This is a genomic window from Luteipulveratus mongoliensis (assembly GCF_001190945.1).
In the GTDB taxonomy this organism is placed as follows: domain Bacteria; phylum Actinomycetota; class Actinomycetes; order Actinomycetales; family Dermatophilaceae; genus Luteipulveratus; species Luteipulveratus mongoliensis.
This window is the reverse complement of record NZ_CP011112.1, coordinates 419,847-433,162: the sequence shown is the minus strand read 5'-3', so window position 1 is coordinate 433,162 and position 13,316 is coordinate 419,847. Positions and strand designations below refer to the sequence as shown.

The 13,316-nt window shown below is 68.3% G+C and carries 15 protein-coding genes; 6 read left to right on the top strand and 9 right to left on the bottom strand.

The annotated features are described in order from the left end of the window. Nucleotides 1-123 precede the first annotated feature (123 nt). From VV02_RS02075 to VV02_RS02055, 5 genes are all read right to left on the bottom strand, one after another. Nucleotides 124-1,098, bottom strand: a complete 975-nt coding sequence (locus tag VV02_RS02075) for a glycine betaine ABC transporter substrate-binding protein (protein ID WP_052589502.1) — start codon at nucleotides 1,096-1,098, stop codon at nucleotides 124-126. Nucleotides 1,099-1,137: 39 nt separating this feature from the next. Then, nucleotides 1,138-1,941, bottom strand: a complete 804-nt coding sequence (locus tag VV02_RS02070; RefSeq protein ID WP_245632974.1) for an ABC transporter permease — start codon at nucleotides 1,939-1,941, stop codon at nucleotides 1,138-1,140. Continuing rightward, on the bottom strand, nucleotides 1,938-2,969 hold the full coding sequence (locus tag VV02_RS02065; RefSeq protein ID WP_425412246.1) for an ABC transporter ATP-binding protein: 1,032 nt from the start codon (nucleotides 2,967-2,969) through the stop codon (nucleotides 1,938-1,940). Before VV02_RS02065 ends, VV02_RS02070 begins: the two co-directional genes overlap by 4 nt. Then, nucleotides 2,962-3,546, bottom strand: a complete 585-nt coding sequence (locus VV02_RS02060) for an ABC transporter permease (protein WP_245632973.1) — start codon at nucleotides 3,544-3,546, stop codon at nucleotides 2,962-2,964. The genes VV02_RS02065 and VV02_RS02060 overlap by 8 nt, the downstream gene beginning before the upstream one ends. A 111-nt stretch (nucleotides 3,547-3,657) precedes the next feature. Continuing rightward, nucleotides 3,658-4,152, bottom strand: a complete 495-nt coding sequence (locus VV02_RS02055) for a GbsR/MarR family transcriptional regulator (RefSeq protein WP_052589500.1) — start codon at nucleotides 4,150-4,152, stop codon at nucleotides 3,658-3,660. 74 nt (nucleotides 4,153-4,226) lie between these two features. On the opposite strand from VV02_RS02055, the gene VV02_RS02050 reads away from it, so the two are divergent. Together VV02_RS02050 and VV02_RS02045 are read left to right on the top strand one after the other, a co-directional pair. Beyond that, nucleotides 4,227-5,129, top strand: a complete 903-nt coding sequence (locus tag VV02_RS02050) for an ABC transporter ATP-binding protein (protein ID WP_052589499.1) — start codon at nucleotides 4,227-4,229, stop codon at nucleotides 5,127-5,129. Then, nucleotides 5,126-6,874, top strand: a complete 1,749-nt coding sequence (locus VV02_RS02045; RefSeq protein WP_157063227.1) for an ABC transporter permease — start codon at nucleotides 5,126-5,128, stop codon at nucleotides 6,872-6,874. The genes VV02_RS02050 and VV02_RS02045 overlap by 4 nt, the downstream gene beginning before the upstream one ends. Before the next feature lie 83 nt (nucleotides 6,875-6,957). On the opposite strand, the gene VV02_RS02040 is transcribed toward VV02_RS02045, so the two are convergent. Next, entirely contained in the window at nucleotides 6,958-7,383 is a 426-nt protein-coding gene (locus tag VV02_RS02040; RefSeq protein WP_052589497.1) for a TIGR03618 family F420-dependent PPOX class oxidoreductase, read from the bottom strand. After that, nucleotides 7,380-8,321, bottom strand: coding sequence for an EamA family transporter (locus tag VV02_RS02035; protein WP_052589496.1), 942 nt, complete (start codon nucleotides 8,319-8,321; stop codon nucleotides 7,380-7,382). Before VV02_RS02035 ends, VV02_RS02040 begins: the two co-directional genes overlap by 4 nt. A 71-nt stretch (nucleotides 8,322-8,392) precedes the next feature. Between VV02_RS02035 and VV02_RS02030 the strand changes: the two genes are divergently transcribed. Beyond that, nucleotides 8,393-9,301 (top strand): LysR family transcriptional regulator, encoded by a 909-nt coding sequence (locus tag VV02_RS02030; protein ID WP_052589495.1) that lies wholly within the window; start codon nucleotides 8,393-8,395, stop codon nucleotides 9,299-9,301. Nucleotides 9,302-9,445: 144 nt separating this feature from the next. On the opposite strand, the gene VV02_RS02025 is transcribed toward VV02_RS02030, so the two are convergent. Then, entirely contained in the window at nucleotides 9,446-10,279 is an 834-nt protein-coding gene (locus VV02_RS02025; RefSeq protein WP_052589494.1) for a hypothetical protein, read from the bottom strand. A gap of 140 nt (nucleotides 10,280-10,419) precedes the next feature. Here VV02_RS02025 and VV02_RS02020 point away from each other — a divergent pair, with 140 nt between their 5' ends. The 3 genes from VV02_RS02020 to VV02_RS02010 are packed head-to-tail and all read left to right on the top strand — an operon-like array spanning nucleotide 10,420 to nucleotide 12,600. Continuing rightward, the gene (locus VV02_RS02020; protein ID WP_052589493.1) at nucleotides 10,420-10,938 is read left to right on the top strand and encodes a peptidylprolyl isomerase; all 519 of its coding nucleotides are present in this window, start codon (nucleotides 10,420-10,422) and stop codon (nucleotides 10,936-10,938) included. 22 nt (nucleotides 10,939-10,960) lie between these two features. Then, nucleotides 10,961-11,869 (top strand): rhomboid family intramembrane serine protease, encoded by a 909-nt coding sequence (locus VV02_RS02015; RefSeq protein ID WP_052589492.1) that lies wholly within the window; start codon nucleotides 10,961-10,963, stop codon nucleotides 11,867-11,869. Nucleotides 11,870-11,910: 41 nt separating this feature from the next. Beyond that, entirely contained in the window at nucleotides 11,911-12,600 is a 690-nt protein-coding gene (locus VV02_RS02010) for a hypothetical protein (protein WP_157063226.1), read from the top strand. 155 nt (nucleotides 12,601-12,755) lie between these two features. On the opposite strand, the gene VV02_RS25865 is transcribed toward VV02_RS02010, so the two are convergent. Next, the gene (locus VV02_RS25865) at nucleotides 12,756-13,226 is read right to left on the bottom strand and encodes a cell division protein CrgA (protein ID WP_245632972.1); all 471 of its coding nucleotides are present in this window, start codon (nucleotides 13,224-13,226) and stop codon (nucleotides 12,756-12,758) included. Nucleotides 13,227-13,316: the final 90 nt, after the last annotated feature.

Sequence of the window (13,316 nt, the reverse complement as noted above, 5' to 3'; positions counted from 1 at the left end):
GAGCGCTAGTGGAGGCGTATCGAGACCCGGTGATTCGCAGGGAGACTCGGGGTTCGTGGTTGCGTGGTCTCGATACGGCTCGGCTAGCGCCTCGCCTACTCGACCAGCGGGTTGGGGCTCCGGTCAGCTGACGTAGCCGTTGGCCTTGAGCCAGTCCTTGGCGACCTTCTTGGCATCCTCGCCACCGACGCTGACCTTCTCGTTGAGCGTGGTCAGGGTCTTGGAGTCGAGCTTGGTCGCGATCGAGCTGAAGACCTGCTCCAGCTGCGGGTACTGCTTGGCCACCGACGCCCGAATCGTGATGGCGGGGTTGTAGACCGGGAAGAAGTGCTTGTCGTCCTCCAGGATGACCAGCTTCTGGGCCGCCACACGTCCATCCGTCGAGGCCACCGAGCCGAAGCTGCAGGTGGCCCCCTTGCCGACCGTCGGGTAGACGATCGAGTCGTTCAGCAGGTGCGTCTGAGCCGTCGGCAGCTTGAAGCCGTACGTCTTCTCGACGCCCGGGAAGCCGTCGTCACGGGCCTTGAACTCGGGCCCCATGCAGGTGGCCGCCTGCGCCGGGTTCTTCTTCGCCAGCGCTGCGTAGTCCGAGATCGTCTTGACGCCGGTCTTCTGCGCGGCGCTCGAGCTGGCGACGATGGCGTACGTGTCATTGGCCGGTGAGCGCGCCCACCACGTGATGCCGTTGGGCTCGTCGGCCTTCTTGACCGCGTCGTAGAGTCCGACCGGATCGGCGATCTGCTTGGTCTGCTTGAGATAGCTCACCCAGCCCGTGCCGGTGTATTCCCAGTAGAGGTCAATCGCGTTGCCGGTCAACGACTTTCGGACATTGTCCGAGCCGGTGATGTTGGTCTTGTCGACGGGCTTGGCGCCGGTGGCTTCCAGCGCGACGATCGCGATCTGGCCCAGCAGGAGCTGCTCGTCGAACTCCTTGGATCCCACGCGGATCGACTTGCCGGCCAACGCATCGATCTTCTTGATCGAGCCCGCGCCTGCGGTCGCCTTGTCCTTGTCCTCGGAGACCGTGCAGCCAGCGGCCGCGGCCGAGATGGCGACGACAGCGAGGAGCGCGGTCAGGGATCGGGTGGAAGTTCGCATGTTCTCAACATCTCCTGGAGTGGATGAGTGGTCGAACGGTCACATACCGCGCGGGCGGAGCACTTCCTCGGCGATCAGCCCGAGCCAGTCGGCGAGCAGCGCGAGCGCCGCGACCATCACGCCGAAGGTCACGCTGAGGATCGGCCGGTTCTGTCCGAGGCCGACGACCAGGCCACCTCCGAGGCCGCCAGCGCCGATGAACGTGGCGAGCACGGCGCTCGCGACGGTGAGCACCAGCGCGGTGCGGATGCCGGCGAGGATGACGGGCACCGCGAGGGGGAGCTCGATCCGACCGAGCACGGCACGGCGTGACATGCCCATGCCGCGCGCGGCCTCGATGAGAGTCGGGTCGACGCTCTCGAGCCCGACGATCGTGTTGCGCAGCACCGGAAGCGTCGAGTAGACGACGAGGGCGATGAGCGCCGTCCTGAACCCGTCACCGATCCACAGCGCGAGCAGCACGATCAGACCGATCGACGGCACGGCCTGCCCAATGTTGCCCAGCCCCAGCCCGATCGGCTTGATGAACCGCGCACCGCGACGGTTGAGCAGGATCCCGAGTGGTACGGCGATCGCGATCGTCAGCACAGTGGAGGCGAGCGACAGCTTGATGTGGTCCATCAGCTCAGTCGTGATCTCGTGTCTGTTGAGACTGCGCGCCTCGATGGAGTCCAGCTGGCGGCCATGGACCGACAGCCACAGGACGACCAGCACCACGATCAGCACGATCGGCCGAATCACCAGACCCTTCCAGCGCGCTCGCAACCGGCCCAGCGCAGAGTCCGCCCCGCCCACTCGGCGGCCGAGCTGGGGGTCGACGGTGGTGGTGGGAGCCGCGGTCACGTCGTACCGCCGCCCGCGTCCTCGTCCTCGTCGCGACCCCGGACCGCCGCCATGATGTCCGTCATCGTGAGCTGGCCGAGGGAACCGCCGTCGTCGGACACGGTGACCGCGTCGGTGCTCGCGCCGAGCATCGCGTCGAGCGCGTCGCGGAGGCTGGCGTCCGCCGAGACGCTGGCACCGGCGTACGCCCCGGCGCGCAGCGGCAGGTCGCCGGCCCGGATGAGGGCGAGCTGCTTGATGTGTCCGCCGGCGCCGATGAAGCTGGCGACATAGTCGTCGGCCGGCGCCGCGAGAATCGCCTCGGGAGTGTCGTACTGCGCGATGACCGACTGGGACCGCAGCACCGCGATCCGGTCGCCGACCTTGAGCGCCTCATCGAAGTCGTGCGTGACGAAGACAATCGTCTTGCGCAGCTCGGTCTGCAGCCGTAGGAACTCGTCCTGCAGGCGCTCGCGGGTGATCGGATCGGTCGCGCCGAACGGCTCGTCCATCAGCATCACCGGCGGGTCGGCGGCGAGCGCGCGAGCGACACCGATGCGCTGCTGCTGGCCGCCGGACAGCTCGCGCGGGTAGCGACGCGCGTAGTCCGCCGGCAGGCCGACCAGATCGAGCAGCTCCTCGACGCGGTCGCTGACCTGCTGCTTGCTCCAGCCGAGCATGCGCGGCACGAGTCCGATGTTGTCCTGCACGCGCATGTGCGGGAAGAGGCCGATCTGCTGGATGACATAGCCGACGTTGCGGCGGTGCTCGTCAGCGTTGAGCTGCAGAATGTCTTTGCCACCAATGGTGATTCGGCCCGAGGTGGGCTCGATCAGCCGGTTGATCATCTTCATCGTGGTGGTCTTGCCACAGCCCGACGGGCCGACCAGCGCCACGATCTCCCCAGCCGGGATGCGCATCGAGATGCGGTCGACGGCGGGAGCCGCCTGGCCGGCGTACTGCTTGGTGACGTCCTCGAGCTCGATCGTCTCCCCGCCGACGCCCTTGGCGCGCGGGCTGTCGGTCGTCGTACGCGTGGTGTCAGCCACGGATCCCCCTCGAGGTGGTGAGTCGGCCCACCAGCACGTACGCCAGGTCGAACAGGAGGGCGACGATGACGATGCCGATGGTGCCGATCAGGACCTGGTTCATCGAGTTGGCGGCGCCGAATCGGCCCAGCCCGTCGAAGATCTGGTTGCCCAGGCCGGGTCCCTTGACGTAAGCGCCGATCGCCGCGATGCCGACCGTGATCTGTGTCGACACCCGGATGCCGGACAGGATGATTGGCCACGCGAGCGGCATGCGGACGCGCCAGAGCAGGCGTCGGCGGCCGAGTCCCATGCCTCGACCGGCGTCGATGAGTGACTGGTCGACGCTGCGCAGGCCGACGATCGTGTTGCGGGTGATCGGCAGCAGTGCATAGACAACCAGTGCAATCACCACTGGCGTCGTGCCGAGCCCGAACGGCCCGATCAGCAGCCCGAGCAGCGCGATCGACGGGATGGTGAGGAAGGCCGCGGTTGTCGTTGTTGCCAGTGATGCCAACGAGATTCGCGTGTAGGTGGCGATGCCGAGTGCGACGCCGATGATGACGGCGAGAGCGACTGCAGCGAGGGTCAGGTCCACGTGCCGGATCGCATCATTGATGATCTCGACGGAGTGTTCGCGGAAGTACTCACTGAGGCTCAGTGGCTCGGCTCCTCACGGTCGATGGCGTGACTTCACCGTAGCAAGGCCTCAGGCGCCGTAGGTCTGCTCTCGGTGCTCGCGCCAGCGTTCGAGCATGGCGGGCATCTCTTCGGCGAGGAATGCGAAGAAGTCGGCCATCATCGCCATCCGCTCGCCGGCGGGTGTCTCGCGGCCTAGTCGATCGGTGCCGTCGACCATGATGTCGCGCCAGCGCTCGATGACCGAGCCGCGGTGGGTGAGCGCTTCGTACCACATGTCATTGGTCAGAGCGAAGACGTCGCGGCGGCTGCCGGGCGGCCTGCTGCGCCGCACCATGTCGACCTGCTCGAGGTAGCGCACCGCCCCCGAGATGGCGGCCGCGCTCGCCTGCAGCTCCTCGCCCAGCTCAGCCGCCGTACGCCGTCCCTCGTCACTGGCGGCGATGGACGCGAAGACGCGAGCGGGCATCCGGTTGAGGCCGCCCCGGATCAGCTCGTCCCCGAACGCCTCGACGAAATGGGCGCGTGCCGCTGCCCGGTCCGAGGTCGTCTGGGTGGTGGACATGTCGTCATCTTGACACAATTTTGACAGTGTTCGGAACTTTCACAAATCAGTGAAATGGGAGTACCGTCGAAGTCATGACAACCGCGATCGAGGTCAGTGACCTCTCCAAGTCCTTCGGTGAGACGAAGGCGCTCGACGGGCTCGACCTGGAGGTGGCCGAGGGCGAGGTGCACGGCTTCCTCGGCCCCAACGGCGCGGGCAAGTCCACCACGATCCGTGTGCTGCTCGGTCTGCTCCGGCACGACTCGGGCACCGTACGACTGCTCGGTGGCGACCCGTGGCACGACGCGGCTGCGCTGCACCGGCGCCTGGCGTACGTCCCCGGTGACGTCAACCTCTGGCCCAACCTGTCCGGTGGTGAGGTCATCGACGTGCTCGGCCGGCTGCGTGGCGGTCTCGACGAGCAGCGGCGCGCGGACCTGCTGGAACGCTTCGAGCTGGACCCGCGCAAGAAGGGTCGTACGTACTCCAAGGGCAACCGGCAGAAGGTCGCCCTTGTCGCCGCCCTCGCCTCAGACGTCGAGTTGCTGCTCCTCGATGAGCCGACCAGTGGCCTGGATCCGTTGATGGAGAACGTGTTTCGCGAGTGCATCCAGGAGGAGAAGGACAACGGTCGCACCGTCCTGCTGTCCAGTCACATCCTGTCCGAGGTCGAGCACCTGTGTGACCGGGTGTCGATCATCAAGGCCGGCCACACGGTCGAGACCGGCACGCTCGACTCGATGCGTCACCTCACTTCGACCCAGGTGCGCGCGACCGTCGAGGGAGAGGTGCCGGCCGGGCTGGACCAGCTGACCGGCGTACGAGACCTGGTCGTGGAGGGCGATCAGCTGGCCGCGCACGTGGACGGGGCGCACATCGGGGAGTTCCTCGAGCGCCTCACCCCGGCTGGGCTGACCTCGCTGACGAGCACCCCGCCGAGCCTCGAGGAGCTGTTCCTGTCGCACTACACGACACGTGAGGACGTGGCGTCATGAGCAGCCGACAAACCGAGCGAACCGCTGGTCGAGGAGGGCGAGCCCCCCAGGGCGAGCCCGTATCGAGACCGGACCAAGAACGCACCGGGTCTCGATACGCCTCCGCTAGCGCTCCGGCTACTCGATCAGCGAAGGACGGGACCCGACCAGCGAAGGGAGGCGGGCTGGTCGGCGTACGACACCTGCTGCGACTGCAGCTGCGGCGCGACCGCCTGTGGTGGCCGATCTGGGCGTTCTGCCTCATCCTGATGCCGCTCGTCACGGTCGGCAGCTACGAGACGCTCTACCCGACCGCGGCCGACCGTGCCGGCGCCACCGCTGACGTGGCCAGCAACCCGTCGCTGCTCGCGGTCTACGGACCGGCGTACGACCTGTCGACGTCCGGCGGCTTCATCTCCTGGCGCGTGCTCGGCTACACGTGCACGCTGGCCGGGCTCGTCGGACTGCTGACGATCATCCGTCACACGCGCGTCGAGGAGGAGACGGGACGACTGGAGCTGCTGCGCTCGGGCGTGCTCGGCCGGCACGCCAGCCTCGTAGCCGGCCTCCTCGGCACCTTCGCGTGGAGTCTGCTGATCGGCGTGGTGACCTTCGTCGGGCTCATCGCTCAGGACCTATCGACCACCGGCTCGCTGCTCACGGGTGCGGCGACGACGCTGACCCTGATGGTGTTCGCGGGCGTGGGAGCGGTCGCCGCGCAGATTACCGAGCACGGTCGTACGGCACGTGGGATCGCCGGCGCCGTCCTCGGCGGTGCGTTCCTGCTGCGCGCGCTGGGCGACAGCTCGGACGGAGTGTCATTCCTCAGCTGGCTGTCGCCGATCGGCTGGGCACAGCAGGCCAGGCCGTACGCCGGTGACCGCACCTGGGTGGTCCTCATCCCGGTCCTCATCATCGTGGCACTCACCGCCACCGCGGTCGCACTGGAGAACCGCCGCGACCTGACCGCTTCGCTGATCCCGTCGCGACTCGGCCCGGCACGCGGCAGCATGTCGACGATGGCGGCGCTCGCTGCCCGCCTGCAGCGTGGCTCGCTCGTGGCCTGGTCGGTCGGACTCGCGATCGGTGGGTTCGCGATCGGGGGCATCGCCGACGGCATCCTCGATCTGCTCAAGGACAACAAGGACGGCCAGGAGATCCTGCAGCGGATGGGCGGCTCGGGTGCGCTGATCGACACCTACTTCGCCGCGATCATCCCGCTGATGGCCGTGATCGCCGCGGTGCACGGCATCGGCGCCATCGGTCGCGTGGCCTCGGAGGAGACCGAGCAGCGCGGCGAGCTGGTGCTCGCCACCGCGACATCGCGCTCCCAGTTCTTCGGCCAGCACCTGCTGTGGGCGCTCGGCGGAGCGATCGTGCTGATGCTGGTCACGGGCGCGACTACGGCTCTCGGCTACCTCGCGACCGGAGCCGACGCCGACCAGATCATGCCGTTGATCGGTGCCACGGTCGCGCAGGTGCCGGCCATCTGGGTCGTCATCGGTGTCGCCGCTCTCGGTGTCGGTGTGAGCGCTCGGCTGTCCTTGCTCGGCTGGGTCGCGGTCGGCGTGTGCATGTTCATCGCCTGGATCGGGCCGATTCTCCAGCTGCCCGACGCGGTCATGGACGTGTCGCCGTTCCGGCACGTGCCGACGCTGCCGGGGGCTGACATGGAGTGGCTGCCGTTGATCATCCTGACCGTGATCGCAGGTGTGCTGACCGCGGTCGGGTGGGTGGCATACCACCGCCGGGACGTCGCCGCCTGACGTTTGCTCCCGCGAGAGCGGCCCACATAGCGCACGACCGGCCCAGCACCTGGTGGGCCGGTCGTCACCTTTCTGGGCCACCGTCAGGCGGTCCAGGGTCCGATGCCGCCGACCTTGTCGATCCGGATGCGGGTGAGCAGGCCGGGCGGCGCGTCCTCCGCAGGGAACGTGACTCCCGGCGCCAGGGTCGCGGCCAGCTCCTTGAGCAGCTCGGGCGCACCGCCCTCGACGATGCGAGCGGTGCCGGTGATCGCGAGGTAGGGACGCATGATGTCGCCCTCGTCCTGCTCCGACGCCAGGATGGTCAACGCCACGCGGCTGTCTGCGCGGACGTTGCGCACCTTCTTGTACTCGCCGAGATGCGCGGTCACCAGCTCGTCGCCGTCGGGCGTGGACTGCAGCGCCACCCAGACGACGGTCACCTGCGGGCTGCCGTCGGGGTTGAGGGTGACCAGGGTGGCGTTGGCGCCGTCGCCAATGAGGTCGCGGGCGGAGTCATCAAGTCTCATGACTGGTCTACTGCTGGGCGACGCCAGATATTCCGCTGGGCGGCGGGCACGGCCGGGTGCGGTCGTCGTACGCGCCGCTTCCGTTGCGTACTGCCGAGGAGTACGCCGGCGATCACCACCGCACCGCCCGCCAGCTCCGCCGCACTCACCGTCTCGCCGAGCACCAGCCAGGCGGTGCTCATCCCCACGACCGGCACCAGCATCGAGAACGGCGCGACCACGCCCGCTGGATGCCGCGCCATCAGCCAGGTCCAGATGCCGGAGCCGACGATCGTGCCGATGACCACGGTGTACGCAAGGCCGAGCACGGCGTACGCCGCCTGCGAGTCCCAGGACGTCATCGAGCGAGCGATCGGCTCGGGTCCCTCGAACACCAGGGCCAGCGCGAGCATCGGGACCGGCGGCACGACCGACATCCAGAGCGTCAGGTGCAACGGGTTCTGCGGCTTGGCCCGGCGGCTGCAGATGTTGCCGATCGCCCACCCGAACGCGCCGGCGAGCGTCAGCAGGAACGGCGTGATGTCGGCGGCCTCGGAGCGACGGACGCCGACGATGGTCAGGCCCCCGACCGCGAGCAGGATCCCGGCGAGCTGACGGCCGGACACCCGCTCGCGCAGCACGGTCGCGCCGAGCACCACGGTGAACGGTGCGGACGCCTGCAGCACGAGCGACGCCAGACCAGCCGGCATCCCGGTCGACATGCCCCAGTAGAGGAACAAGAACTGCAGTGTCCCGAAGCCGATCCCGTAGCCCACCAGCCACCGCAGCGGCACGTCGGGACGCGGCACCAGCAGGATCGTCGGCACCGCGATGAGAGCGAAACGCAGCGCCACCAGGAAGAGCGGCGGGAAGTGCTCCAGCGACGCGTGGATGGCGGTGAAGTTCAGCCCCCAGATGACGGCGACGCCGATGGCGAGAGCGCGGTGACGGTTCGGCATGGCTCCAGGGTCCGGCGGCTGACTCCTGAGGACAAGCGAAAAGTTATGCACCTACTTTGTAGGCTGCCTACATGGAAGCACGGCACCTCGATCTGCTCCGAGAGCTGGCCGACCGCGGCAGCGTCACCGCGGTCGCAGAGGCCACCCGTCGTACGCCATCTGCCGTCTCCCAGCAGCTCAAGACCGCGCAGCGTGAGCTCGGGGTGCGGCTCGTCGAGCCGTCGGGTCGCGGGTTGAGGTTGACGCCGGCGGGCGCTGTGCTCGCGGCTGCCGGCCGAGACGTGTCGGCCGCTCTGGAGCGTGCTCAGGCGCAATGGGACGAATTCCAAGGAGTAGCAACGGGACTCGTTGCCATCGCGGCGTTGCCGAGCGCTGCGACGTTCCTTCTGCCCGGGGTCTTCGATGAGCTGGCGGACGAGCCAATTGCGTTGCAGTGCAACGACTTCGACATCGCAGAGGTCGAGTGGGGCGGCCTCGTCAACGATCACGACATCGTCATCGCGCACAGCATGACCAGTCGGGCACCGGCCGGCACCAAAGGTCTGAAGACCGTCCGGCTGGTGCGCGAGCCGCTCGACATCGCCATGGCCGCGGACCATCCACTCGCTCGACGACGAGAGGTCACGGCTGCTGAGGTGGCGGGCGAGGAGTGGGTCGGGGTGCCGATCGGCTACCCGTTCGACCGCGTGCTGCAGTCGATCGCGCGCGAGACGGGTGCGACGCTGCGCATCAGTCAGCGGCTGCGGGACAACCGCCTGATCGAGTCACTCGTCGCGAGCGGCCACCGGCTTGCGGTGCTGCCGCGTTTCACGACGCCGCAGACGGGCGAGGTGGTGCTGCGGCCGCTGCGCGACATCCCGACCGGCCGTCATGTGTTCGCGGTGCTGCGTCCCGACAAAGCCGAACGCTTCGTCGTACGAAGGGTGCTCGAGGCCTTCGTCGACGTCGCCTCCCGCCGCGCCCAACCGTTGGTCGAGTAGCCGGAGCGCTAGCGGAGGCGCATCGAGACCAGGTGCACACGGGCACCTGGTCTCGATACGTCTCGCGCCAGGGCGGATCTCGATACGGCCTCCGCAAGCTCCGGCCTACTCGATCCAGGTCGCCTACTCGACCAGCGGAATGGGTCAGTTGGCGGAGTGGCGGCCGCTGCGAGGTGTGGCGCCGCCGGGCGCGGTGAGAGCCGCGTCGACGTGACGCTCGGTGTCACCGACGAGGTCGTTCGTGCTGTCCTGCAGCGGGGTGTCGACGGGCTCCGGGCCGTGGCCCGACGCCTGCTGCCACGGGTCGCCCGCAGCCTTCTTCTTCTGCTGGCCGCTGAAGTAGAGCGCACCGGCACCGGCGAGCGCGAGTACGCCCACTGCGATGAGCAGCTTGCCCTTCTTCTTGCGCTTGACCACGGCCGGCGCGACCTTGGCGACAGCGTCCTGAGCGGGCTCGGGCAGCTTGGCGACCGCAGCGGTCGTCGTCGCTCCAGCGGCAGCGATGGCCTGCTGAATGCGCGGCAGCCACTCCTCAGCGAACAGTGAGTGCGCCTGGTCGCGCGTGAGCCCGGCCTCCTGCGCCCGCTCGACGGCGGGCGCGGCAGCCTCGGCGACCTTGGCCTTGGCGCGACCGGCAGCCGGTGCAGCTGACTCCGCAGCCGCAGCGACCTTGGCGCGTGCCGGGCGGGCGAATGATGCGACAGCGTCCTTGGCGGACCCGTCCTTCGCCTTGTCGAGCGCCGGCTGGGAAGCCGCCTTCGCGCGATCCGTCGCCTCCTTGGCACGTTCCGCGGCTGGGGCGGCGGTCTCCTTGGCCTTGTCCAGAGCAGACTTCGCGGCCGGGGCGGCGCGGTCGACGGCGTCCTCCACGAGTGGGGCGACCTTGTCCTTGACCGAGCCGAGCACGCCGACGGCGGCCGACGCCAGATCGTCGGCCGAGTCGCGAACCTTCTCTGAGCGGGACTTGCGGAAAAGCATGAGTCCTCCTGGTCCTGTCGTGTTCCGGCCTATCCTGCCTGGTCAGCCAACAGCGCGGCCAGCACCCCTTGGGGTGAGGCGCGGCGGCGACGCGCGCCGAGGGCCTCGGACCGGCGTACGACGCGTGAAAGACTGCCCGCATGAATGCGACGCTGCATACCAACCACGGCGACATCAACGTGACGCTGTTCCCGAACGAAGCCCCCAAGACGGTGGACAACTTCGTCGGCCTCGCCACGGGTGAGAAGGAGTACAAGGACGACGCCGGTCGTACGAACCCGACGCCCTTCTACGACGGCCTGACGTTTCACCGGATCATCCCGGGCTTCATGATCCAGGGCGGCTGCCCCAAGGGCATCGGCATTGGTGGCCCCGGCTACGACTTCGATGACGAGATCCACCCCGACAAGAACTTCAACAACCCCTACGTCCTGGCCATGGCCAACGCCGGCAAGCGCGGCGGCCGCGGCACCAACGGTTCGCAGTTCTTCATCACGACCGGGCCGACCCCGCACCTGCAGGGCAAGCACACGGTCTTCGGTGAGGTCGCGGACGGTCCGTCGCGCGAGGTCGTCGACAAGATCTCCGGCGTACGCACCGGCGCCCAGGACAAGCCCGTCGAGCCCGTCGTGATCGAGCGCGTCTCGGTCCAGGGCTGACCGCAACTTCTCGAGGCCACTCATGTCTGACCTGACCGGCTCGCCCGCCGAACCTCCCGCTGAGGCACCTCCGACCTGTCCGCGACACCCCAAGGAGGTCGCGTACGTCCGGTGCCAGCGCTGCGAACGCCCCACCTGCCCGGCCTGCCAGCGCCCGGCATCCGTGGGCATCCAGTGCGTCGACTGCGTCAAGGAGCAGCAACGCTCGACTCCTGCCATGCGCAGCGTGTTCGGTGGGCGAGCCGTCCAGGGACGACCAATCATCACGATCGGCATCATCGCCATCTGTGTCGTGGTGTGGGTCGGCCAGCTCGCGTCCGACCGCGTCACCTCCGACCTGGCGTTCGCACCGTTCGTCGGTGACAACGAGCCGTGGCGGTTCCTGACCGCGGCCTTCGTGCACCAGCCGGACTGGCCGATGCACATCCTCTTCAACATGTACGCCCTGTGGATCTGTGGTCAGTACCTCGAGCCCTTGCTCGGCCGGCTGCGGTTCGTGGCTCTCTACCTGATCGCGGCGCTGGGCGGATCCGTCGGCTATCTCATGCTGGCGTCCGTGCCGTCGGTTGGTGAGGACTGGCGCGGCACCGGCTGGTTCACGCCGACGGTCGGCGCATCGGGCGCGGTCTTCGGGCTGTTCGCAGCGGTCGTCGTGCTCAACCGGCACCTCGGCCGTGACGTCACGCCGATGCTCCTGATGATCGCGATCAACGCGGCCATCCCGTTCTTCGTCGACGGCATCGCGTGGCAGGCGCACGTGGGCGGCGCGATCACCGGTGCTGCAGTCGCCGGCATCATCGCCGCGCTCGGGCGTGAGCGGCGACAGCTGCACTGGGGTGCCTTGGGCGGCGTCCTGGTGGTCCTGGTGATCCTCGCGGTCGTCCGCTACCAGACCGTGTCACTGCCGCCCGAGCTGACCGGCCTGGGCTGAGTTACACGCTTGTTGTTTATCCCCAAGCTGTGGATAACCCTGTGGATAACGAGCTAGAGGCGCTCAAGGACGTCCCACCCAATGCCGACCACATGGTCATCGAGCGGGTGCTCTCGGCGGCCGGTTGGTCACGCTGCGGCCAGGGCGACTGGGCGGTCGTCCTGGTCTCACCGAGCGGTCGGCTCGCAGCGCGGGTGAGCCCGTTCGACCCGGTGATGCCGTACACCGCGGACCTGTTCCGCCGTGCCGCCGCGACCGCGCTGGTGCCGGTCCTGCATGCTTCTCGTGAGTTCGAAGGCGGTGCGGTCTACACCGTGATGGAGCGCCTTCACGCCGCGGAGCCGCACGAGGGCAAAGCGTTCTTCCGAGCCCTGGCGGCACGTACGCCGGAGGTCACCGATCTGGCGCGTGCGATCGATGTGGTGGTCGAACGCGCCCGCCGCGAGCTCCCGTGGTTCGGGCCGCTCGATGAGAACCCGTCGAACGTGATGCGACGCGACGGCGGTGACCTGGTGCTGACCGACCCGTTCTATGCCGACGGTCCGAATCTCTACGACTCACTCCTCGCCGATCCGATGAGAGTGGCGCGGGCCATTCCGGAGGAGAAGCGTCGCCACATGTTCGAGCTCCCACTCGCCGAGAGCGGACCGTTCGACCCGGATGCACGCCAGCGCATGGAGCTCGGCCTCGCCGCGGCTGACGCGCGACTTGGCCAAGGCCGTTTGCCCTGATCTCACGTCAAGTGGCCCTGCCGGTCAGGCTAGGTGGGGCCATTTGCCCCGGATGTCACGTCAAGTGGCCACATCGTCCGGCCCGCGACAGGCGCGTACGACAAAGCCCGCCTCCCTGAGGGAGGCGGGCCGTCGTACGAACGGGGTCTGGTCGGTCAGCGCCAGCGGGTCGTCATGGCGAACCCGACCATGATCAGGCCGAAGCCGATCGCCAGGTTGCCGTAGGAGATGCCCGGGATCGGGGCTTCACCGTTGGCGAGGTAGAAGACCACGATCCAGATCAGGCCGACGACCATCAGGCCGAGCATGACCGGAACCCACCAGGTCGGGTTGAGGCCGTCCAGCTTTTCGGGCCGATCGCCGCGGCGAGCCTTCTTGGCCGCCTTGCGGGTGTCCTTCGCGTCGGACTTCGCGGCCTTCTTGGTGCCAGTCGCCTTGGCATCCGCCTTGGACGCGGCGTCCGACTTGGCAGCGCCGGCCTTCGTGTCAGCCTTGGACGCGCCCGCGTCGACAGCCTTGTCGGCCTTCTTTCGGCTGCTGCGCGTCGCGTCCGAGGACACCGTGGACGCACCCGAACCAGCACCCTTGCCGGTGCCGGCCTTGTCCTTCTCCTCGGACGTGCTCACGCCATGACTCCTTCGATCGAATGTCTGCTCACGCCGTCGGACGAATGTGGCGGCCGCGCATCAGGGCGCAGCGGATCGACGGCTAGGCTA

Bases quoted from the DNA above. Each gene is read 5' to 3' on its own strand.
- VV02_RS02075 (WP_052589502.1), bottom strand. From the start codon at position 1,098: ATGCGAACTTCCACCCGATCCCTGACCGCGCTCCTCGCTGTCGTCGCC.
- VV02_RS02055 (WP_052589500.1), bottom strand. From the start codon at position 4,152: ATGTCCACCACCCAGACGACCTCGGACCGGGCAGCGGCACGCGCCCAT.
- VV02_RS02050 (WP_052589499.1), top strand. From the start codon at position 4,227: ATGACAACCGCGATCGAGGTCAGTGACCTCTCCAAGTCCTTCGGTGAG.
- VV02_RS02045 (WP_157063227.1), top strand. From the start codon at position 5,126: ATGAGCAGCCGACAAACCGAGCGAACCGCTGGTCGAGGAGGGCGAGCC.
- VV02_RS02040 (WP_052589497.1), bottom strand. From the start codon at position 7,383: ATGAGACTTGATGACTCCGCCCGCGACCTCATTGGCGACGGCGCCAAC.
- VV02_RS02035 (WP_052589496.1), bottom strand. From the start codon at position 8,321: ATGCCGAACCGTCACCGCGCTCTCGCCATCGGCGTCGCCGTCATCTGG.
- VV02_RS02030 (WP_052589495.1), top strand. From the start codon at position 8,393: ATGGAAGCACGGCACCTCGATCTGCTCCGAGAGCTGGCCGACCGCGGC.
- VV02_RS02025 (WP_052589494.1), bottom strand. From the start codon at position 10,279: ATGCTTTTCCGCAAGTCCCGCTCAGAGAAGGTTCGCGACTCGGCCGAC.
- VV02_RS02020 (WP_052589493.1), top strand. From the start codon at position 10,420: ATGAATGCGACGCTGCATACCAACCACGGCGACATCAACGTGACGCTG.
- VV02_RS02015 (WP_052589492.1), top strand. From the start codon at position 10,961: ATGTCTGACCTGACCGGCTCGCCCGCCGAACCTCCCGCTGAGGCACCT.